This is a genomic window from Bacteroides sp. 3_1_13 (assembly GCF_001185845.1).
GTDB classification, from domain to species: domain Bacteria; phylum Bacteroidota; class Bacteroidia; order Bacteroidales; family Bacteroidaceae; genus Bacteroides; species Bacteroides xylanisolvens.
On record NZ_KQ236956.1, the window covers coordinates 1,317,091 to 1,339,771 of the forward strand.

General features: G+C 39.7%; 12 protein-coding genes. All 12 read right to left on the minus strand.

The genetic code is table 11. The features are described from left to right. Window positions 1-43 precede the first annotated feature (43 nt). Window positions 44-3,364 (minus strand): MGH1-like glycoside hydrolase domain-containing protein, encoded by a 3,321-nt coding sequence (locus HMPREF9009_RS17910; protein WP_049702907.1) that lies wholly within the window; start codon window positions 3,362-3,364, stop codon window positions 44-46. A 31-nt stretch (window positions 3,365-3,395) separates the two neighbouring features. Beyond that, on the minus strand, window positions 3,396-4,319 hold the full coding sequence (locus tag HMPREF9009_RS17915) for a glycoside hydrolase family 43 protein (RefSeq protein WP_049702908.1): 924 nt from the start codon (window positions 4,317-4,319) through the stop codon (window positions 3,396-3,398). Window positions 4,320-4,524: 205 nt separating this feature from the next. Continuing rightward, on the minus strand, window positions 4,525-5,193 hold the full coding sequence (locus HMPREF9009_RS17920) for a DUF3826 domain-containing protein (protein WP_049702909.1): 669 nt from the start codon (window positions 5,191-5,193) through the stop codon (window positions 4,525-4,527). Between the two features lie 2 nt (window positions 5,194-5,195). Next, window positions 5,196-6,935: a thrombospondin type 3 repeat-containing protein gene (locus HMPREF9009_RS17925; RefSeq protein WP_008770997.1), complete on the minus strand. Its 1,740-nt coding sequence runs from the start codon at window positions 6,933-6,935 to the stop codon at window positions 5,196-5,198. A gap of 225 nt (window positions 6,936-7,160) precedes the next feature. Next, entirely contained in the window at window positions 7,161-9,422 is a 2,262-nt protein-coding gene (locus HMPREF9009_RS17930) for a RagB/SusD family nutrient uptake outer membrane protein (RefSeq protein WP_004313668.1), read from the minus strand. 11 nt (window positions 9,423-9,433) lie between these two features. Beyond that, window positions 9,434-12,811 carry a SusC/RagA family TonB-linked outer membrane protein gene (locus tag HMPREF9009_RS17935; protein WP_004313669.1) on the minus strand — a complete coding sequence of 1,126 codons (3,378 nt, stop codon included), beginning with the start codon at window positions 12,809-12,811 and terminating at the stop codon, window positions 9,434-9,436. 30 nt (window positions 12,812-12,841) lie between these two features. Further along, window positions 12,842-14,266, minus strand: coding sequence for a DUF4992 family lipoprotein (locus tag HMPREF9009_RS17940; RefSeq protein ID WP_004313670.1), 1,425 nt, complete (start codon window positions 14,264-14,266; stop codon window positions 12,842-12,844). Between the two features lie 246 nt (window positions 14,267-14,512). Continuing rightward, the gene (locus HMPREF9009_RS17945; protein WP_049702910.1) at window positions 14,513-15,403 is read right to left on the minus strand and encodes a sugar phosphate isomerase/epimerase family protein; all 891 of its coding nucleotides are present in this window, start codon (window positions 15,401-15,403) and stop codon (window positions 14,513-14,515) included. 301 nt (window positions 15,404-15,704) lie between these two features. Further along, window positions 15,705-17,978 carry a GH92 family glycosyl hydrolase gene (locus HMPREF9009_RS17950; RefSeq protein WP_049702911.1) on the minus strand — a complete coding sequence of 758 codons (2,274 nt, stop codon included), beginning with the start codon at window positions 17,976-17,978 and terminating at the stop codon, window positions 15,705-15,707. Between the two features lie 7 nt (window positions 17,979-17,985). After that, on the minus strand, window positions 17,986-18,954 hold the full coding sequence (locus HMPREF9009_RS17955) for a 1,4-beta-mannosyl-N-acetylglucosamine phosphorylase (RefSeq protein WP_004306232.1): 969 nt from the start codon (window positions 18,952-18,954) through the stop codon (window positions 17,986-17,988). A 16-nt stretch (window positions 18,955-18,970) separates the two neighbouring features. Further along, entirely contained in the window at window positions 18,971-20,299 is a 1,329-nt protein-coding gene (locus tag HMPREF9009_RS17960) for an MFS transporter (protein ID WP_004306233.1), read from the minus strand. Window positions 20,300-20,397: 98 nt separating this feature from the next. Further along, entirely contained in the window at window positions 20,398-22,581 is a 2,184-nt protein-coding gene (locus HMPREF9009_RS17965) for a DUF4838 domain-containing protein (protein WP_049702912.1), read from the minus strand. Window positions 22,582-22,681 lie beyond the last annotated feature (100 nt).

Below are 22,681 nucleotides of genomic sequence, written 5' to 3' on the forward strand. Positions count from 1 at the left end.
TACGCTATATAATTAAACCCTTTCAGGGCACTCCGCAAAATTATCATTTAAGTGCATTTTCACAAACGATTTTTGTCAATGTATTCGCCTGCCCTACTTCCTTACCATCTACAAAAATGCGCAATCCTTTTCCGCAATGATAGCGATCACCATTCTTATCCCAAAGAATCGTCAGATTATGACCATGATATAATACATTATCCAGGCAGAACCAATCCCACTTGTCGGCAGGAATTAAGGGGTTCACTTCAATCGTATTATCCAAACGCGGACGAAGCCCGATCAATCCTGTAATTATCAGGTCGTTGAAAGTGGAATGGTTATAATAACGGCTACGTTCCTGATCTCCTTTCAGCCAATAACCGGTCACCTCATCCAAATATTCACCAATATAGGGACGACCACGATGATACTGTGATTCCACATACAATTCCATCTGACGGAAATATACACTGTCAGACAATACAGTCTGCGGATAATTATTCATAAAGTTAGCCATTGCTGTCAATGTCTGTGCGGAAGCAAACGGCCAGATAGCACCGTCCCATTCACATTTGCCTACTCCACGTGTACGGAATTCCGGATGACGACGTTCTGCGGTTGTCAGTCCATAAGGAGCAGAAAAGCCTTTTTCATCCATAATTTCTTTCCAGGCAATTTCATACTTTTGGGTGGTATCCGGCAGGTTGAAATACCAGGGAATATATCCGATTGCTTCACGCACATTTGCAGAAGAGTCCGTACGCATCGTTTCAAAAAACTGATGACGTGTATTCCACAATTCATTTTCTACCAGATTTTTCAAAGTATCTGCTCTCATGCCATATTTCATAGCCATCCCCTCATCACCGGAAAGAATTCCTATACATGAAAGTGCTTTAGCATTGCCATACATATAACTATTGATTGTCGGCCGGGCATATTTCTTCCTCCGTCCGCCACTGATTGATTCTTCCATACCATCCTGTACGTCACCCTGCCAATACAATCCGTTCTTCAAACGGTTCGTACGTTCCCAACGCTGGTATTCGGTTTCCAGATCTTTCTTCATATCCAGCAGATAGTCCTTATCACCATCTACCATGTAACGAGCCAAAACAGCATCTGCGTTCCATGAGCTGAACTTATCCATTTTCTTCATCGGACCGCCATCATTGCCACGATACCATGTATGAATAATCTGATCCAAATATTTCGGATCACGCAACCAACGGCTTTCATAAATATGATGTCCAATTGCACAAGCAATCAAATTATATTTATCTGAATAAGAACGCTGAACGAGAAACTCGGTCATGCCATAGCCAACAGGAGTCTCCTTGATATGCTTACGCAATGACCACCAACGATAATAATACATTTCTTCAAAGTTATGTTGCGGACACTCGAACAAAGGAATATTTTCCTCCATCCATTCTGAAGCCTTTTCATTGGGAATTGCCTGAACAATATTTTCGTCTTCCATACCGTTGAAATAGTCTGCATAATGACTGAAGTCAGCATACTTTAAAAAAGCAGAAGACGCATCCTTATCTGTAGAAGATGTTTTTACATTGGCAATGCCATATTCAGCCAATGGATCTTGCGCACCTGCATTCGGCAGATCATAAGTCTGGTCGGCAGGAGTATCTACGGTTGGGAATGTACGAGGTACGCCAGTACGGAATACAATTCGTTCCACAGCAGCCACGGGCGCATAGAACATACGCAACCCTACTCTCTTGCCATCTACATACACTTGAATATTACGATCAACAGTAGAAAGGACTGCTTCTACATGATAAATCTTTCCTGCTTCATATTTCATCATATTTGCAAACCGGGAGCCGCCTTTCAATCGAAAAATGCCATCATCAGTAAGTTCTATACGGGAACAGGCTATTCCATTCTCATCCAGAAATTCAATGTGGAGTGTACCTTTATTATTCTGGCCGGCTTTCAAATCAAATGATACTCTCAATTCTTTAGAAGCCGGAATTTTACGTTCCACTTTGGCATAATCAAACGGATCTTTATCCTGCAACTTCAACCATTGATCCTCCAAAGAAACAGGGGCCCAAACCGGAGAATAAATATTCCAGTCAGTCAGTTCCGCAATTGATTTATTTTTAGAGAAATCATCATCCGCATGTGCTGAAGCATTTATTTCCACCGGGACAGGAATACGGGAAATCCACATATCTTCCTTGTTCACACTGTAAGAAACCCACAAATCACCATCGGCAGGTACTCCATTACCTTCTTGAATACCACGCGGATATTGAGGACCGTATGATTTATAATTTCCTCCATAACGCATAGGAGTGATTTCACCATGCACCAAATTCAATGTTGTATATTCCAATCCATCTTTACTCAAAGATATAGCCAGCGGCCAACGAAATTCCGACGGATTATATACAGTAGCGTATGTACCATCACTTAAACGCTGTCCCCAAATTTTCGCGTTGCTATTGACGAAACCTTTTGCACGAAGCACAGGCTCTGCCCAAGTATGTCCGCCATCCTTACTGATAGAGGTAAGCGCATGTTTCCAAAGACTGGCAATACGTCCATCCGGCAATGTATAACAATTGAATGCTTTGTATCCTTTCTTCAGCGGGAGAATAGGATCTTCACGGTCGGCTTCTTCCACCCACTGCATCATATACAGCGGATTGTCAAGAATTTCCTGGCAAGCCTTCACAAACTCCCGATCCTTGCTTTTCTTAAAATACGGATAATCAGTATTCTTTTCATTAAATCCATGATTATAATAAATGAAATAGATCGGTCCGTAAGAACCGTCTTTCTTTATTTCACGAACCACCCGGCCAATACCGTTTCCATCATTGGGATCATCTTTTTTATCCAAAGCAACTCCATAATTTCCCATTGTAATCAGCTTGCCGGATTTAGAAACATAGAATCCGACACGCTGGTGCATAATGGCAATCAGATCTTTGGCCTGCACACCCGGACGAGACTCTTTGGTGTATCCATCGGGAACTTGATAAGGAGGAAACACAATTTCCGGATTTGTCCAGCGATATCCATCCTTCGATGTCATCAGAAAAGTCTGTGAAGGCGGTACGTGTTCGTCAGAAGGATCTGCCAGGTATTGATAGAAAAACTGTCCATTCCAATAAGCCAGCATCGGCTGATGATTATACGTCCATCCATTGCCGTTCGAAGCATCGGGATGTTCACGATTGGCACGTACCAACTGAATGTTATGTACTCCGACTACCGGAGACAGTTGTCCGTCGTGACAAGCAGGGTTCGATAATTCTTTTCCTGTATAATGAATTCTATCTTGTGCAAAGGCTGTAGTAGTCAACCAACCGGCAGCCAGTACAAAAAGAATTTTAGCAGAGTTGTTCATGATTTATTCTGATTTAAAATTGTTTCCGGGTTTATTTCTTTTCTTCCAGCAATGTTTTTACGACTGATTCCGGAGCCGTAAATATGGTTCCATGCTTATGCCCTACAGGGATGCTTACCTCTTCTGTTACATCTGTAAAGTTCCGGAAATCCTTCGTACGCATAGCGCCATATATTTTTTTCTTATATACATCAAAATAGATTAGATAATCGTCTCCCACTTTCTCTACAGACGGTCCTTCTACAAAGGATTCAGTGAAAGGTTGGGATGCGGGCGAATAAGGACCGGTCATAGAATCGGAAAAAGCGATTTTCAGATTACGTTCCGGTCGGGTGTTATCCTTGAGTACCATTACATAGTCATTCTTTGCCCGTTTCACGATAACGGCATCAATGGTACTGAATCCCGGATCATACAAAAGTTTTGCTTTCGAGACGGTTTTAAAATCTTTTGTAGTGATATAGTATAAACGATGATTATTATTCTCTTCTTCTATCCCCTTTTCGAAACGCCCGGGAACACAGGAAGCCCATACGACCATAAACTGATCGTTCTCGTCGTCATAGAAAATTTCCGGAGCCCATACATTAATAGTAGTCGGTTCGTCTGCCATTACAGGAATCATCTGTTGTTCCGACCAATGGATCAGATCTTTGGAATGTGCGTAGCCAAATCCTAAATCACCTTTCCAACTTGTAGTCCAGACCAAATGGTAGGTTCCATCCGGAGTACGTACCATCGAGGGATCCCGCATGAGCTGGTGCTGTCCCAGTTCCGGCTTTAGCCAAACTCCCGGAATACTGTCCCAATGCATTCCGTCCTCACTATATAAGTATCTCAACCCCTCATCAGCCGGTTCATGAAACGAAGTGAACATGTAGTAGTCTTTGTTCCCCCCACAAGAAGCCAGAAACAGAAGACTTATTGCGGCTAATGTATTTCTTAACTTTTTCATTTCTATATTCTATATTTGTATCTTTTATACAGAGGAGACGATAGAAAGCGTCATTTGTACTCAAATATACTAGAAGAATCAGTAGATTCAAAATTTATATACGATAAAAGGGCGACCCTCCGAGCCACCCTTTCCACCATCAAACAAACTAACCATTTACAATGGGAAAGAATTTCACTTCTTTTTATAGTATCTTATTTTTTAATTATATAGAACCTCCACGGGCTTTTATACGTTTATACCATTCCTCTCGTTCTTTCTTCAGATCATATCCACGTTTAGCCAGATAGTTGTTGATACGTCCTTTGTATTTTCCGAAAGCAGCGTGTTTCTTATTCGAATTTTCTGCATCCAACGCAAATTCACGTGCCTCTATCAACCAAGCATAGATTTGAGCTTTTTCTTCTTCTTTCAAAGTAGGAATCATGTCCAGATGTGAGTCATAAGTCACTTTTACTACTCCATAAGTCATGCCATCTTTAACAGTTTCCATTTGCTTTTCATCAAGAAAGAGAGATAAATTGGCAGGAAAAGCGAAATGTGAACGATATAGCGCCGCATCTTTTTCATTTTCCGCAGCTTTCAAAGCTTCATTTTTAGCCTCACCAGTCAACCCGGATTCTTTTACTTTCTTGACTTTCGCATCCCGTACCTCATAAATATCATTTAATTCGAAGTAACGATTGGCTATGACATTGCGAACATCTTCGGCTATTTTCGCATCTGTAAGTCCGAGTTTATCAACGATCTTTTGTGATCGGCCGACAATAGACTTTACATATTCAGGATCACGGTTCTCTTTATTTAAGTCGACTGCTTGCGCAGACATCCAACCGGAAATAAAAAGCAATGATAGTATCAGTATCTTTTTCATAATTACATTAATTTTCCTTTTTCAGCCAATGTATCGTAGTTGTTCTTCATATCTCTCCAATCTACTTTATGCTTTGTGCTGATACCGTTGATATATTTTTCAATATTCGTATATCCGTCACCAGTACAGTCTTTATTGGCATCACTCGGATCGTTCGGATTTAATCCGTTAGCAATTTCCCATTCGTCCGGCATACCATCTTTGTCTGTATCAACATAAGGAGTACCTTTGTATTCAGGATAACCACCCATCTGGCGAACATCAGTAATAATACCCTGCTTATAAGAATCTTTCGGCAAACGACGATACTTGAACTGTCCGTCTTCCCCCATTGACTTAGGAGACAAACCTGTCAAGTCACCATAAGCGTCTTTAGGAAGTTTCTTTTCATAATAAGGAATACCTGTTCTTACTTCTTCAATCACGCGTTCGTCAACAATATCACGACAAGGAATATTCGCACCTACATGTTTCAATACATAGTCATAAGCATCTTTAGCTCCCATGATATTGATATACGGCATTTCGAACGGCTGGTAGCTACGCATGTATTCAGTATATCCGTCAGTGTTTGGTTGAGTTTCAATCTGAATACCGCCATTCCAGTTATCTTTAGTTATTTCAGGATAGCCTTCCATTATATTTCCGTCGGCATATACTCGCCCATATTCTTTATGATCCAGCTTACTACGTCCTGCTTCCGGTTTCAAGATACGATGTCCTACATTGGAATCCTTAGGAGTAGCAGGTCCCGGTTTGTAGTAGTTGTTAATCATATTGAACATCGCGGTATAATCACCACCATCGGAAGAACGGTGCACCCAATTGAATACTACATTATTAACGAAATTGAATATACCATTCCAGCCGATAGAAGGATTACGTCCGGAGTTACTAGCCCAAAGGTTACGGGCAAATGCACAGTTCTCACCACCTAACGTGCTACCAAACGCATGATTGTATGTATCCAACGCTTTTGCCGAGATAGTATTTTGAATAGTTACGTTTACAGTAGGAAGTTTCAAGTCTTTGCTTTCATATTGTCCTTCACTCGGGTCGTACATGTGGCGATAGAAAGAAATGTTTTCATCCAATCCCCACGTACAGGAGCAGTGGTCGATCATTATATTACCAACAGGGTTACCTCCGAAAGAGTCATCACGATGCCATACTTTCGTTTCTCCACGACGGAAACGCATGTGACGTACCACCACATCATGTGTATCTACCCAAAATGATTCTCCAGCAATACAAACACCGTCTCCCGGAGCTGTTTGTCCGGCAATAGTTACGTAAGGAGCACGGACGATAATCGGAGATTCCAGACGGATGATACCAGCAACATTAAAAACGATAATACGTGCACCACCAGTTTCACATGCTTCACGGAAAGAACCCGGTCCACGATCATTCAGATTTGTGACAGTTATCACTTTACCTCCACGACCACCGAAACTGTACATACCACCACCTTCAGCACCTGGGAATGAAGGGATATCAGCCTGTGGCAAATCGTACGGACGACCAGCCCAAGGAATATATGGACGTCCTTCTCTAGCTTCTTTTTGTACTATCGGCAACGCTTTTGCCCATGCTTCATCAGAGCGTTTCCGCTCTTCAGTCATCATTTTTGTATAGTTTTCTTTGGCTTCGCCAGATATTTGTGGGTATTGCGCCCATGCAACGGTCGGAGTCAACATTGTTGCAGCAAAAACTGCTAAAAGTACCTGTTTCTTCTTCATTTTTATTTGGTTTTGTGAAGTTGTTAATTCAAAAATACAATAATAAGACGAAAGAAGAAAAGATTTGTAATCAGTAAACATATACTTTTTAATATCCGCATCATATGCTAGCTTCTACACCTATAGAGGAATAGAAATATATACTATACAAAAAATAGTGAGTGTACCGGAAAGTATAATAAACTTCCGACACACCCACTTAATTTACTGTTTCAAATATTTTCGTTATTCTGCCAATGGATCAAATGTTCCATTTGCACCACCATTGTTGTAATCTCCCCAACCAATTGTTTGCTGTACTGCCGAATTTGCGCCTTGAGCACCTTGGTTCAAACCAAGAAAATAATATCTAGGGTAGAAAGTTATTTTATATTCACCTTTATTGGAATCATAAGAATCACCTTTCTTTTTCTTACGAATCAAATATGTATCATAAAACTCTTTCAATGTTTCCTGCGATGTAGAAATATCCTCGTTCAGATCTAAAGCTTTCGGACGTTTTATGTCCTTCAATGGATCTGGATTCTTACTTGCATCTCCCACCGGCCATGAATTACCTCCCAAGCCATTATTATAATCGTTTCTTACACGATATTCGATATTGTCACGTCGTTGTCCGTTAAGTGGAACAACCCCCAACCAATTGCATGTATTCCCATTCCAACCAGTCAGTTTCCATGAAGCAGGCAAATCATCTGTGTAAAGTCCTCCGCCCATTCCGTCACCATCATACAACAACCAACGACGGCAATCGTCAAAACGCTTTCCTTCATAAGCCAGTTCAATCTGACGTTCGTATAATATGGCAGACATACATGCAGCAGGATCACTCTCAAGATTGGCCTGCAAACCACAATCACCTGTATATCCAACACGCTGGCGAATCAACTTTAACCGGTCTACCGCTTCTTTCAGCAAAGCATTGTCTCCACCTTTCGCATATGCCAATCCGCATGCCGCTTCCGCATAGTTGAGCAATACTTCCGCATAGCGGATTTCAATATACGGGTTTGCATTATATGTAAATCCATTCTCTTGTGAATACTGATATCTCGGATTTGAACTTACTTGAAGATCATCCGAACGTTTGCGTATATAAAGTCCTTTTACATTATCCAGCAGATTATCTGCTCCATAAGTATTTCCACTTTCAATGTCATCCCTGTCTTTTTCTGAGGTATACCATACATAATTCCACAACTCATAAGACGAACCATCATACGGATTGTTGTTCTTATCATTTCTCGGATCGCCCTTAAAATGCCAATGTACACCGGGGAAGGCGAAAGTGCGGTAAAAACGGGGATCACGATTCATAAAAACAGGGGTACATGTCGGAGACTCCGGATTAGTATCGTATGTATATTCAGAGGTTTCCAGTTTTGTATAACTTCCGTAAGTTGCAGGACGTTTGCCATCAGCCATCGGAAACAAATCCACCATCATTCCTGATGGATTCTTCCCACCGTTTCCTAAAGTATTTTTCGGACGAATACCACGTTCCCAAGGATTGTTCTTGCTATAATCCGCGGCACTCGTTGAAGCTGTCGTATTATAAAGAGTTATCATAACTGCTTCCTTGTTACCTTCTACTTCTGAGAAAAGTTTTGCCCATCCGGCTGCATTATTTCCCGGAGCTTCAAAATTCTGCAACCCGTTTCCACATTTTTCCAACACTGCTATAGACGCTTTAATATCATCATAAGCCTGCTGCCAGCGGTTCACATCATTAGAACGATTGAAAAGCGGACTGGCATAAAGCAGACGGACACGCCCGAGCAAGGCTTCAGCCGTACCGGAAGTCACACGTCCCAGGTCCTTACCGGTCCATCCTCCGTTCTGCGTGAAAGGAGCCAACAGTTCGGATGACTTTTTCAAATCATTACATATAAAATCAATACACGCTTTTGTAGTAGAACGAGGAGTTACTGATTCCGCTGTCACTTCCTGTACTTTATCCACAATAGGAACACCACCATACCATTTGAGCAGATTATAATAACGCCATGCACGCAGGAAATACAATTGCCCTAATAATTCATTTTTCTGTTCTTGTGATAATGTACTTCCTTCAATTCCTTCTATCGCATCATTACAGTTTCGAATAATACCATAAGTCATTGTCTGAATATTACCGCTTGAACCATGAAAATAATCCGGTACAGGATTATTACCCGTTTGATAAGTCAATGGCGTACGAGGATCAACGAAAGCCCCAAAACCACTGTATTCTTCCGTCGACTGAGACTGCGCATCCGAGTCACCCGTACTGTTGTATTGGAAGCTGGGTGCTCCTTTCACATCCGGCATTATAAACTTATAAATATCATTCACACGAGCCAAAGCCCCGCTATAGTTGTTATAGGCATCCTGCGGACTGGCATAATCATAATTTTTCTTATCTTGCAGAAACTCATCACTACACGATTCAAGAAAGGATGTTGCCATGAGAGCAACACTTGCTATCAATATATGTTTTCTTTTCATTGTTTTTTCTTTTAGAATGTTACATTCACACCAATCGTAAACTTACGTAATGTAGGATATGTACCGTAAGAAATCATCGGATCCATGAAATTGTCCGGATAAGGATTGTTGAAACTCAACAGATTTTGTCCTGTCACATTAAAACGGCAACTCTCAATACCTATCATTTTGGTGTACTTAGATGGAATTTTATAGGCCAACGTCAAACGGTTCAGTCGGATACGCGTACCGCTAACTCTCCAAAAAGTAGATTCCGCACTATTTACGGAAGCATATTGTAGATTAGGATACTTAGCATCATGATTGGCTTTTACTACCACATTTCCTGCAGCGTCCAACACATCTTGATAAACATACATATTGTCTACATTCCAGAATGAAGGCATATTAGCATATTCCAAATCGCGATAACCGCCGGCAGCATCTCCTTTATTTCCTAACTTAATCGCATTTGTCGGCACAAAGCTATATCCTCCCCAACTTGCATTCAATTGCGCACTAATAGAGAACCCTTTATATTCAGCACTCAAATTGGTAGTGAATCCATACGGATTACTGCGGTTTGCCATTCTTACTTGATCGTTTTCTTTGTCTACCACTCCGTCAGGTCCTGCATACGTCCCGTCAGGTTGCAATTCCCCGCGCACGTCTTTATAAATCAACATACCCGGTCTAACCTGATCTTTGGTCATATCCATATATTTAGTAATGTTATATTTAGCAAAATATTCATCAATATCCTGATAACTGCGGAACATGCCGATGCATTGCAATCCCCATGTGCCGATATCCGAACGTTCTCCCTTATGTAAACTCTTAAATGTCATCGGACTATCCCAATCAGTTACCAGCACTTTATTATCAGTATAACCTGTGTTTACTTGTACTTTATATTTAAAATCTTTTCCAATCTTATCTCTCCATGTCACTGAAAGTTCTACTCCATAAGCATCCATCTCTCCATAATTCACATAGGCAGATTGTGTTCCAACCGTACCGGGTATAGAAGATTTATATGGAAGTAACATTTCACGATTCCAGTCATAGTAACCGTCGATAGCAAAAACAAGACGATTATTCAAGACATTAAAATCCAATCCAAAATTAGCTTTGTAAGATTTATCCCAGTGTGCATTGCGATTAACGGCAGATATATTTTTGTTAATCGTAATATGGCTACCTGCATTCAGATCTGTACCTGTGCCAAAGATAAAACCTTTATCTTTATCCATCGCATAATTTTGTGCCCACTGCCATGGAAGCGTATTGTCGCGACCAGTCAAACCGAAAGAAGCTCTTAGTTTCAAATAATCTATCCCTTTTACATTGTTCTTAAACCAGTCTTCTTGAGAAATCACCCAACCAGCAGAAACTGACGGGAAGAAGCCCCAATAGTTTTCCGGCGCAAATTTGGTAGAAGCATCCGAACGAAGCAAAAACTCTAACAAATACTTATCTGCATATGCATAATTAATGCGACCAATATAAGATAATGTACCAGATTCGGAACGAGAGAATGAAGTATTACCTTTACCTTCCGCACTCATCGTATTGGATTGACCATTAGTGAATTCATAAGGATAAGTGATACTACCCTCAACATACTCACTTTCAGCTTCCGAACGTTCGATAGAGAACAATCCCCCCAAAGTATGATCGCCAAAAGTTCTATTGTAAGTTACCGTAAAGTTCATCTGATAGTTATCCGTACGATTCATGTTTCTGCTCAAGAAAGAAGTATCACCGTTCACAACAGGTTTACCATTATTGGCATACAGGAAATTATCAGCAGTAAGCAAAAAGTCATAAGCATCCTCTTGTCCTGGTATCGGTGTGTACAAATGCTTTCCGCTACCGGCACGGTCAGCCATATAATAAAGATCATAAGAAGAACCGTATTGGTTTATTTTAGCGGAATTGATACTTTTTGAATAAGTAAATCTCACTTTCAGTCCCTTCAACCACTTGCTCCATCCAAAATCATATTCCAAATTAGCATTGATATTCATATTGGAAGTCATATTCCTACTATAATCTCCATTATTTTGAATCGCTGAAAAGTTATACTTCTGCACATTGCTCACTTGTGAATTGCTAATACCAAAAGCTGCAATCGGCAAACCATTGATTTCTTCCGGAATATAATATGGATGCGTCAACAATGTATTGTAATCTTCGGTTTTAGAACCTCCCACTTTATTCAAAGGAGTATTTTTCTTTCCATAATCACCGGATACTTGCACACCTGCATTCAGCCACTTACTCACTTTTACATTTACACCTGCACGGTAAGTCCATCTGTCATAATCCAAGTTGCCTAAATTTCCATCCTGATTGAAATAAGAGATACCGGCAAAATAATTTGCTTTTTCCGTTGCACCACTTAAATTCACACTATGCTGTTGTGTCAATGCAGATTTCCAATATTTATCCAACAAGTCATAATTCAGCCCCTTCATTGCATTCAATTCGTCTGCTTGAAACAAATCTTCCAGCAAATTAATAGAAGTATCCGTCGGGTCTGCTGCCCGTACTGCATTCCACAATCTACCATATTCATAAGCATTCAGCATCTTAGGACGAGACACTTCGTCTGCAATACCGAAAGTTCCGCTATAGGAAATTTGTGGTGTACCAAGCTTACCTTTTTTGGTTGTAACCAAAATAACACCATTTGCAGCACGTGCTCCATATACAGCAGCAGCGGCATCTTTCAACACAGAGATGCCTTCAATCATAGAAGGATCTAAGTTATTAAAAGCTGTAGCTCCCAGATTTTCAATAGAAGAGCCAACCTTAACTTCCGTTGGATATATATATCCATCAATCACATACAAAGGCTCTAAATTATTATTACCCATACTTGCTAATACATCATTCTGACGAATCGTAATTCGAGCATTTTCCCCTGGACGAGAGTTACCTCCACTAACGGAAACCCCATTTACAAGACCACTTAACGTATTAGCCAAGCTACCACTCGAGATATCTTGTATATCATCCATCGGAACAGTAGCAATGGCACCGGTCAGATGCGCCTTCTTTTGTGTTCCGTAACCAACAACTACCACTTCGTCCAACTGCTGTGTATCCTCTTTCAATACTACTTTAGTCAACTTAAAATCTGAGATTCTTTGCGAAATATATCCGATATATGATATTTCCACCAATTTGCCAGCAGGAACATTTATTACAAATTTTCCATTCAAATCTGTAATAGTTCCAATAGTAGTATCTACCACTTTTACAGCAGCACCGATTATAGGTTCTCCGGTTTCGTCTACCACAACTCCTTTAAAGGATTTGGTATTCTGTGCCAATGTCGGCAATAGCATCATAAACGAAAGAAGTATACCTAAACATAGTTTAAATGTATTCTTATGTATCATCTCTATTGTATTAATGTTTCTTTACTTAATTTATTTTAACCAACGCGGGTCACCGCTGCCATGACTGATAACTTCTGAGTGTCTCACTGTAAAATCTCCGTTAGCAGGATCTTTAAAACCGGGATCTACGCCATAAGCTGAAGTACTTTTATCACCATAATTACCATTAGCTTCTTTTTCAAGACCACTTCCACCTTTATACCAATAGCAATTATTGTCACATGTTTTGGCATTATCAGTACGTCCTCCGACAATTCTACGGTTAAATTCACCTTTACAAGAATCGTAGAATATATTCTTACTCAAATTCACAGTATTCTTCTGTCTATTCCAGACATTAGAGTTAAACGCCTCCTGGTCGCAAGATATATTATAAAAAGTATTACTCGTAAAATTCATTGAGCAATCAGCCCAACCGACATCAGCACCTTTTCCTCCAGCAACACGCATAAAACGTCCATTACTAGCTTCTGAAAGATTATATAGAGTCGAACTACTAAGTTCAAAGTCTTTTACAAAAGAATTATTGCTATTAAAATTAAAAATTTCAGCATCTTGATAAAATTTAATGAGACAATCTCTAACTATAAAATTCTGAATAGCATATTTCTTACCATTTATATTAACAAGATAATGACGTACATTTCGAATCTCACACGATTGAATAATCATCGGATTCGTAACTATCCCATAACTATTCATACCTTTTATTTCTTCCGGCACATCTCCAAACTTCACAAAAGAACCTTTTGACACCACATCACAATCGAAATCTATAAATTTCAATGCCATACCACCTCCACTCGAAACGATAGCACCAGAGCCTGTGAATGTCACTTTCGCATGATTCACTTTATTTCCACGCAATTGAACGTTGTTAACTCCCAAGTTTAGATCACCGGAAATAGTATATGAGCCACCAGCTTCTAACTCGTACGCAACTTCTACATCTTTTCCGGAAGTAATGGGATTATTCTCAAAATAAGTATTTAAATCTGTTCCAGCCGGAATAGTCGTAGCTGGAACTAATGTTGACCAAGTTACCTCAGACACAGAAGCGGCATCCTTATTATTATATTTATCATTGCCTAATGTCTTAATTTCTACCTTATAGTTAGTATCATCCAAATATGTACAAGCAACCGAACAACCATCTATAATAGAGTCTTTCACTACCGCTACAGGATTTGTAGGGTCATCTACAATATACATAGAAAACAAATAACCACCAGCACCCATTATCACCGGCCATTCAACTTTCACACTAGGCTTTCCTGCAAGTTTTTCAAAAGACACTTTGGAAGCGTCCGGTGACTCCAACTGGGTATTCGTCACACCTCCAGAAAAGGTTTCTTCATCAAAACCATCTCCTGCACAAGAGCCAACTGAAAGAATCATCGATAAGCAAACCGCACTTACGACAATTGGTTTCTCAAACTTTAATTTACCCTTCATAGATTAAATTTTTAATAAACAAAAATAATATATTATATATCTAAATCCTAAAATGTACTTCATTAGGAAAGACGTATGACTACAAAATATGTAATCACTTAAATAAAAAAACGTTCTTAATTTTTTCGTTTGGTTTATCTTAGAAAAAATATTCGATCATATATTCCACCATAGTCAATCATAGGTTGAGGAGTAATTAATCATGGATTTTGATACAAACCACCACTTGATTATGACTCTCGAAAATTACTGTTGAAACACTTCTTTCAAATACTTAATATTCGTACCATAATTCTTTTTCACGTTCCGCACGTCATTCTTGTCACGCGAACGTTCTACCACCAGCCATCCACTCCATCCCATCTTATCCAGTGTCTTTTTCACCTTATTCATATCCAATCGTTCATTATAAGGTAAAGTCACTCCATCTGTGTCCGTACAGTGAATCTGGCAAATCCTCTTTTTCCCCAGAATCTTCAACTCCTTGCACAAATCCCTTCCATTCTCCAATGCATTTTGAAATTTAAAATAGATCTTGATTCCGGGAGAATTAATTTCTTTCAGTAGTTTCACATCTCCTTTTGCATCCAGTTGAGTTTCAATACCAATCACCACTCCTTCAGAAGCTGCCATATCTCCTACCTCCTTCAAGCGTTTTACAACTTCTGTCCGTAGTGCCGGAATCTTTTCCCATCCGGCTTTGATTCCTCCCAAAGGAAGAAAGGCTACTTTGGCATTCATCACTTTCATGGCATGAAGGCAATCCTGAACTAAATCTTTATAATTAACCCGCTCCAGAAAAGACTGTCCATAGAAACCGGACATAGCAATAGAAGAAACTTCTAATTGATATTTTTGAGCAGTTTCACGAAATAACTGCTGGAAATGGGGCTCGCGCAATTTATTATCAAACATTTCCCTCTTGCCAAGACCACCCATATCCAATTCTACACCGTCACCATTCAATTCATGTACCAATTGGAATGAACCGATTTTCTGACGTTTCAGAATCATCCAGTCACATACGGCTATTTTATAACGTTGTTCCTTTTGCTGCGATCCGGCAATTGCCAATAGAGGAAAACACTCTGCAAGTATCAATATCCAAAGGATATGTTTAAATAAATTTCTTCTCATTTTTTATTTTATTGCATACGATTTACATAGTAGACGTACGGAATAGATTTTTGTAATCACCTATAAAACAGAGAATAACTAAAAATACTACGGAGTATAATTTAATAAAAGTAAGATAGTGACGGTATCCAAGACAAATAGTGACGCTATCTTGGTCCGATACCGTCACTATCCCAAGCATATACCGTCACTATTTCCGATGAAGTAATAACAGAAATAAATGTAAAAAAATAGGCTGCCGAACTATAAGAAGTCCGACAGCCCTGTCAACCCAAAAACGATACCTATGAAACACTGTGTGTTATTTCAAATCAAACTTTAAATATTTGCCGTGAACAAGTTCATCATGTGTGATATGATATTTATTGAACTTCTTGCCATTCAATAGTACCTTATCAATATATAAAGCTCCTGGTTGAGTCCGATTGGTTTCAATCACCAGTTCGTTCTCTTTATACCATTTCGGATCTAACCGGATCGTTACCTTATTAAAGACCGGAGTCGTCAATGTATATTCGGGCAGTCCGGGACAATCCGGATAAAAACCGATCATATTGAAAATAGCCCAGGAAGACATCGTTCCCGTATCATCGTTTCCTGGAATACCATCAGGTTTGGAAGTAAAGTACTTGTCTATTAAACGTTGCGTCTCTTTCTGTGTGCGCCATTCTTCACCTTTAAAATATGAGAATAAATGGGCATAAGCAATATCCGGTTCATTTGCCGGGTCATAAAGCCCTTCGTCAAAAACCATTTGTAGCTTATCAATAAAAGGTTTCTTCCCACCCATTAGTTTTGCCAAGCCATATACATCATGTGGCACATAGAATGTATAATTCCAGGAATTACCTTCATGGAAACCGGGATTCGGTTCAAAGTTTTCTCCTTGTCTCGGATTAAACGGACTGTAAAAAGTTCCATCCGGAAGAATCGGACGGAAAGTACCAAATTCTTTGCTATAATAATGTTTGTATCCCAGAGAACGCTTGTAGAATATCTCTGCATCTTTCTTTTTACCCAAAGCCTCTGCAAAGCGAGATAACGCAAAATCAGCAATATAATATTCCAATGCATGAGATACGGAATTGTCATACTGTTCGCGAAGAGGCACATATCCCTTGGACATATAATCATCATTATCAGGACGCATCAAGTTTTCCGCTCCGGGTAATGTAGCAGATTTATACATTGCTTCATAAGCCAAATCAACATCAAAATCACGCAAACCTTTCATCCAGGTATCTACAATTACCGGAATACTCGGATCACCTTCCATTGTCAATGTTTCCCTGCCATATAATTCCCATTTAGGCAACCATCCATGTTCGCGATACATATCGAGCATTGTACGTACCATTTCCATCTGACGTTCCGGATAAACCAAAGTCAACAATTGATGAACATTGCGGTAAGTATCCCAAAGAGAAAAGACAGTATAGCGATCTCCTTTTGTTGTCAAAATCTTATCACTTTCCATTGCCGGATATTCTCCGTTTACATCCTGCAAAATATTAGGATGAATCAGCAAATGGTAAAGTGCTGTGTAAAATACAGTTTTTTGAGCATCCGTACCACCTTCTACAGTTATACGTGATAAGTCATCATTCCATTTGGAGCGTGCTTCAGCATGAATCTGCTCGAAATTCTTTCTAGCCTGTTCACGATCCAGATTCAACCGGGCATTTTCTATACTTACAAAAGAAACTCCCATTTGTACTTCTACCTGCTCACCTTCTTCTGTGTCGAAGGAGAAATAAGTACCGATGTCATCTCCTGCTATTTCTTTTCCGTAGCGAGTATAAAGTTTATACTTTCCCTGGTCCGGATCCCATTCAGCCTCAACACCCGTCATCGCACGTTGTTTCTTCCAATACCCTGTTGCAGAAGGGTTCTTTTTAACCCGTAATACAAAGTAAATAGGAAACACAGCTTGAGGGTTATAACAGAATGTACCAAGTAGTTTGACTCCTTCCACTTCGCTATCGCTTACACGACGAAGCATAGCGCCACTCTCATTCGTTAACCCCTCACCCAAATTCAGCAGGATGTGGCTTTTCCCTTTTGGGAAAGTAAACCGGGCAATACCGCTACGCGGAGTAGCCGAAACTTCTGTTTTTACATTATATTTAGTCAGATAATTAGAATAATAGCCCGGTGAGGCCTGTTCATCCTTATACTTACTACCATATTCTTTATAATCCACATTCAGTTCTCCGGTAGTAGGCATCAATAATAAAGAACCTAATTCCGGACAACCGACTCCACTCAAATTCACATGAGCATATCCGGTAAAGAAACAATTTGTATATTCATAAGGCGTAGACCACCATCGGGCATCTTTATCGTATGTGTTTTCGGAAGATCCCATCACATTGAAAGGAACCACAGACATCATACCATTGGGGCAAATCGCTCCCGGATTGGTCGTTCCGAAATTTGTAGTTCCGATAAAAGGATCCACATAATCTATCAAAAGACTTTTATCCGTATTTTTAAGGGGAGGGCTCCCCCCTTCCCCCGCATAGGCGGAAAGAAGGGAAAAAGCAAGTGTGTAAGTTAATATAATACGTTTCATATCTTTATTAAATGATACTCGTTCGTTTCGTAAAATCGATAATCTCTTTTATATATCCGAAGGCCATACCTACCACAGTATCTGCCGCACCATAATAAACAGCAACACGTTCACCATCTTGCAAAGCAGCACAGGGGAATACGACATTAGGAACGTCACCTTGAAGTTCGTAAGGAGCAGCCGGACCAAGCAGATATTCACGTGTACGGTAAAGAACTTTTTCCGGATGATCTTTATCCAATATGGCAGCTCCCATAGCGTAACGGAAACCATTACAAGTAGTGATTACACCGTGATAGAACAGCAACCAGCCTTCATCTGTAAGGAAAGGAACTGAACCTGCACCAATCTTCGTACACTGCCAAGCGCTTTCCGGGAAAGGAGTCACTTTCATTACACAGCGGTGTTCACCCCAATATTTCATATCCGGGCTATAGCTGATGTATATGTCGCCAAACGGAGTATGTCCATTATCACTGGGACGACTCAACATCGCATACTTGCCATCGATCTTCTGCGGGAAAAGTACACCATTACGATTGAAAGGCAAGAAAGCATTTTCGCACTGGAAAAACTCCTTAAAGTCAAAAGTATAGGCAATACCAATCGTAGGGCCATGATAACCATTACACCAAGTCACCCAATAACGGTCTTCAATCCATGTAACACGAGGGTCGTATTTATATTCCGACTCAATCATTTCCGTGTTACCTGCTTTAAACTGAATAGGTTCATGATTGATATCCCAATGAATTCCGTCCTTACTAAAACCTGCAAAGATATTCATCTGTACAGCTTTGTTATCACAACGGAATACGCCTGCAAAACCATCCTCAAAAGGAACAACAGCACTATTGAAAATACTATTAGATGAAGGAATATGATAACGTCCGATAACTGGATTTTGTGAGTAACGCCACATAACGTCCGTACATCCGACAGGACGATCTTCCCAAGGAATTTGAATTTTATTCATAATCGTTGATTTTATATTATTTATTTTTTGAGTCATCATACGTGAAAGGTATGAAATAAGTAATCAGAAAAGCTGGAATAGTTGCGATTAACACATAGATAAAGAAATTACGATATCCTAATAAGTCACTAAGATAACCACTAACCATTCCCGGAAGCATCACTCCCAGATTCATGATTCCTGAAGCAAATGCGTAATGTGACATTTGATGTTTGCCTGGAGCAATCTGTTGCATCATAAACAACGTCAGTCCGACAAAACCAAAGCCATAACCAAAATATTCCATTGTTATACAAGTTCCGATCAGATATACATTAGTAGGCTGTGCAACTGCCAAAAAGGTATAGGCTACAAACGGAAGATTAAAAATACAGCAGAGAGTAAATAGTGTCTTTTTCAATCCGAACTTAGAGACATAAATACCTGCTAACAATGAGCCTAAAACGAAAGCAGCGGAACCAAAGATACCATTTAGCGTGCCGATCTCTGTCAACGACAGTCCTAAGCCGCCTACATCCCTTGAAGCACGTAAAAACAGCGGAGCTATTTTCATGATAAAGCCTTCTGCCAAACGATATAAAATAATAAAACAGATATAGTAGAGAATATGCTTTTTAGTAAAGAAGTTAGCAATGACTGCTACCAGTTCGTGCCCAACTTCTGATGCTGTTTTCTTCGTTGTTGACGGAACCTGTGTAGAAGGTAACATTTTTATATGATAAATACCGATCAGTACCATTATTGCCGCAATTACGCCGAAAATAATCATCCATGCAGATGAATACGCTCCTTTGTTAGCATCTATCGAAGCACCTTCTATTGCTCCGAAATGCTCTGCCAATGCTCCTGCCATAGCAACTAATCCTCCATTAGCAACCAATTTGGCTACATTATAAAAAGCACCTTGAACTCCGATATATTTTGCCTGATCTTCCTTGTTCAATTCAGCCATATATACACCATCACAAGCAATATCGTGCGTTGCTCCACTAAAGGCAATCACTGCCATCGTAGAGATACTTATGGCGAAAAAGTAATCGAAAAACAAAGAAAAGGCTACTACTCCAAACAATACACCACTCAATAATTCTGTAATCAATACGAAAAATTTTTTCGTCCGATACATTTCAAGAAAAGGACTCCACAAAAATTTCAGTGTCCAAGGCATCATAATCAGAGAAGTCCAGAATGCAATTTGCGTATCCGAAATTCCAAGATCCTTAAACATGAAAACAGAAACCAGATTAATAGCAATAAAGGGAAGTCCCATTGCAAAATAAGCAGTAGGTACCCAGCAAGCCGGGTTAATAGTTTTTCGTTGAGAAGCAGTTTTATTCTGTTGCATAAATCATAGTATATAGATGAAAAAATTCATTTTTCTGACCCATCTATATATAATACAACTAAAAGGGGGAAACTACTAACGTCTCCCCCCTACTTTTTTTATTTTATTATCACTTCGTCTATAAAAAACCACGAAGGATGGCCTACACCATAATGCCAGGTCGGACATTCTTTCGTTCCGGTGACTTCTACTTTCACATAACGAGTTTTTATCGGTTCGGCTGATTCAGCCTTGACTCCACGGAATTTTACCTCACCCGTACGTTCTTCCGGTAAATCAATCGTTCTCCAATGCGTATAATGTTCACCGTCTTCAGCGTATGAATAAACCACCTTTAGAGGAAAAAGAATCCAGGCCCCTATTTGATGAAGAAAATCTGTTTCCACACTATGTATCTCTTTCGCTTCGCCCAAATCTATAACGAATGCACCATCGGTTCCTTCCCAACCAATCCAGCTATCAACAAAGGTTGCTCCACCAAACAAACCGTCAACCAATGCGTTTTTTCCTAATGCCGCATATTTTCCCGTAGGAGGAATTAGATAAGTAACTTTTGCGCCCAAAGCCAAACTTTTTTCTTTTTGCGGCATGTAACGTTCCCTATACAATTTGCAATAGTCTACCGGTGAATTGGAACGTTCATTCAATGTAGGAACTTGAAACTCTTTCACGCGTTCCTCAAAAAGGTCTAACTTTTTATTGATATCTACCAAATCTTTTTCTGTCTCCGTTCGTGCTATTTCCAGTTCTGAATACTGAATTGGCAGGCGTGCCCGTTGAACTCGTTTTAAGAAATCTGGTTCTGCTGCAACAGCCTTTTCAGCCAAATCAAATAAATGATTATAACGACGCATCAAAGCAGGCTTTAGCATGCCATATTTATGTGATACGGGTGAATCATATATCCACAACCTCTGTCCACTACCGATTAATGCGCCTTCCATTATCTTTATGTACTGATAAAGATATGGCGCTGCTTCCCCATAATATCCATGCAGAAAATGTTGCATCAATGAGTCTACATTAACTTCTGGATTCCACATTAACTTTGACACTAAATAAGCGCGAAGTTCTGCAAAATCTCCTCCCCTGCTCCCTGCTATTTGAGAGAAATGCATGGTGGCATGATTCTTTTCGAAAAGACGGATATTGTCCTGTAAAATATGGAAATTAGGAAATGGAGCCAGATAATTATCAAAGTTAATACCGTAATCCCACACGAAAATATTATTGGTAATCTTAGACCATCCTTCCATGGCTTTCACAAACTCTTTTCCCGAAGCATTCTCCGTCAAAGTTACTTCACGGTCACAGTCAATATCACATAGCATAATATTCACATTCGGCAAAGGTTTCACATGTTTCGGAGGATTCATAGTATATAGATAAGCCAATGTGGAAAATTCTTTATCCGGGAAACGGGCAGCCAACTTATTCAGAAAAGTGATTATGCTTCCTGATAATGCTCCTTCATAATCATCAATTGCCTTACAAGCATCACACGTACAATTTGTATAATTACCATCATTCTGACTTACAGACATGATATGCTTATCTGGATTTGCTTTGAAAATAGAATCAACACGTTGAGCTACAATCTCAAAAACCTCCGGATTACTCAAACACCACTGACTGGCCTTTCCCGGGTGGCGTTTTCCTTTGAAGTAAGAATAATATTCCGGATGTTCTTTCCCATAAATGGATGAAGGCAGAAGCTTATCAAAAGTATGCACCCAATAACCGGCAGCAAACACTTCATTCGGTTCCTCTAAACGATTCCACCACTTATAAATAGAGTCTGTATGGATAGCATAACATTGTGTCTGACGGTAACGAAAGCCCGGATTCTCGACTTTATTAATGAAGGGTAAGTTCACCGTTTTTGAAGGGGTAAGAGAATATTCATTCTCTCCCCAATAATCGATACCCAAATATTGCTCCAATAAAGTAACAACCCCATATACAACACCGTTTTCTTTACCAGATATTTTTAGAATACCATCTTGAGTAGAAATAGAGAATCCGTCCTCTGTTACTTCCGCCGAAGATTGACCACCAATGAGAATATCTCCTTTTCGAGGAGTTTTATCATTTTCAATAGGAAGTGCAACTCCCGAAATTTCAGTAAGAAAACGTTGTAAGAATTGCGCTGACGTCTTACTATTTGGCATCTTGTCCTGCACAATGATGCGAGCACTACTTTTGCTATCTTTTACGAGTGTTATTTGTGCTGAAACAGTACCACATACCACCAGCAAAACAGATAATAACCAATGTTTCATGTTTGTTAGAATTTAAGTTTATATGAGCATTTACTAGAAGTACAATTCAGGAGAATAAAGTTCTAATAAATTATGGATACTTTAACACATAAAAAAGAGG

Bases quoted from the DNA above. Each gene is read 5' to 3' on its own strand.
- HMPREF9009_RS17910 (WP_049702907.1), bottom strand. From the start codon at position 3,364: ATGAACAACTCTGCTAAAATTCTTTTTGTACTGGCTGCCGGTTGGTTG.
- HMPREF9009_RS17915 (WP_049702908.1), bottom strand. From the start codon at position 4,319: ATGAAAAAGTTAAGAAATACATTAGCCGCAATAAGTCTTCTGTTTCTG.
- HMPREF9009_RS17920 (WP_049702909.1), bottom strand. From the start codon at position 5,193: ATGAAAAAGATACTGATACTATCATTGCTTTTTATTTCCGGTTGGATG.
- HMPREF9009_RS17925 (WP_008770997.1), bottom strand. From the start codon at position 6,935: ATGAAGAAGAAACAGGTACTTTTAGCAGTTTTTGCTGCAACAATGTTG.
- HMPREF9009_RS17930 (WP_004313668.1), bottom strand. From the start codon at position 9,422: ATGAAAAGAAAACATATATTGATAGCAAGTGTTGCTCTCATGGCAACA.
- HMPREF9009_RS17935 (WP_004313669.1), bottom strand. From the start codon at position 12,811: ATGATACATAAGAATACATTTAAACTATGTTTAGGTATACTTCTTTCG.
- HMPREF9009_RS17940 (WP_004313670.1), bottom strand. From the start codon at position 14,266: ATGAAGGGTAAATTAAAGTTTGAGAAACCAATTGTCGTAAGTGCGGTT.
- HMPREF9009_RS17945 (WP_049702910.1), bottom strand. From the start codon at position 15,403: ATGAGAAGAAATTTATTTAAACATATCCTTTGGATATTGATACTTGCA.
- HMPREF9009_RS17950 (WP_049702911.1), bottom strand. From the start codon at position 17,978: ATGAAACGTATTATATTAACTTACACACTTGCTTTTTCCCTTCTTTCC.
- HMPREF9009_RS17955 (WP_004306232.1), bottom strand. From the start codon at position 18,954: ATGAATAAAATTCAAATTCCTTGGGAAGATCGTCCTGTCGGATGTACG.
- HMPREF9009_RS17960 (WP_004306233.1), bottom strand. From the start codon at position 20,299: ATGCAACAGAATAAAACTGCTTCTCAACGAAAAACTATTAACCCGGCT.
- HMPREF9009_RS17965 (WP_049702912.1), bottom strand. From the start codon at position 22,581: ATGAAACATTGGTTATTATCTGTTTTGCTGGTGGTATGTGGTACTGTT.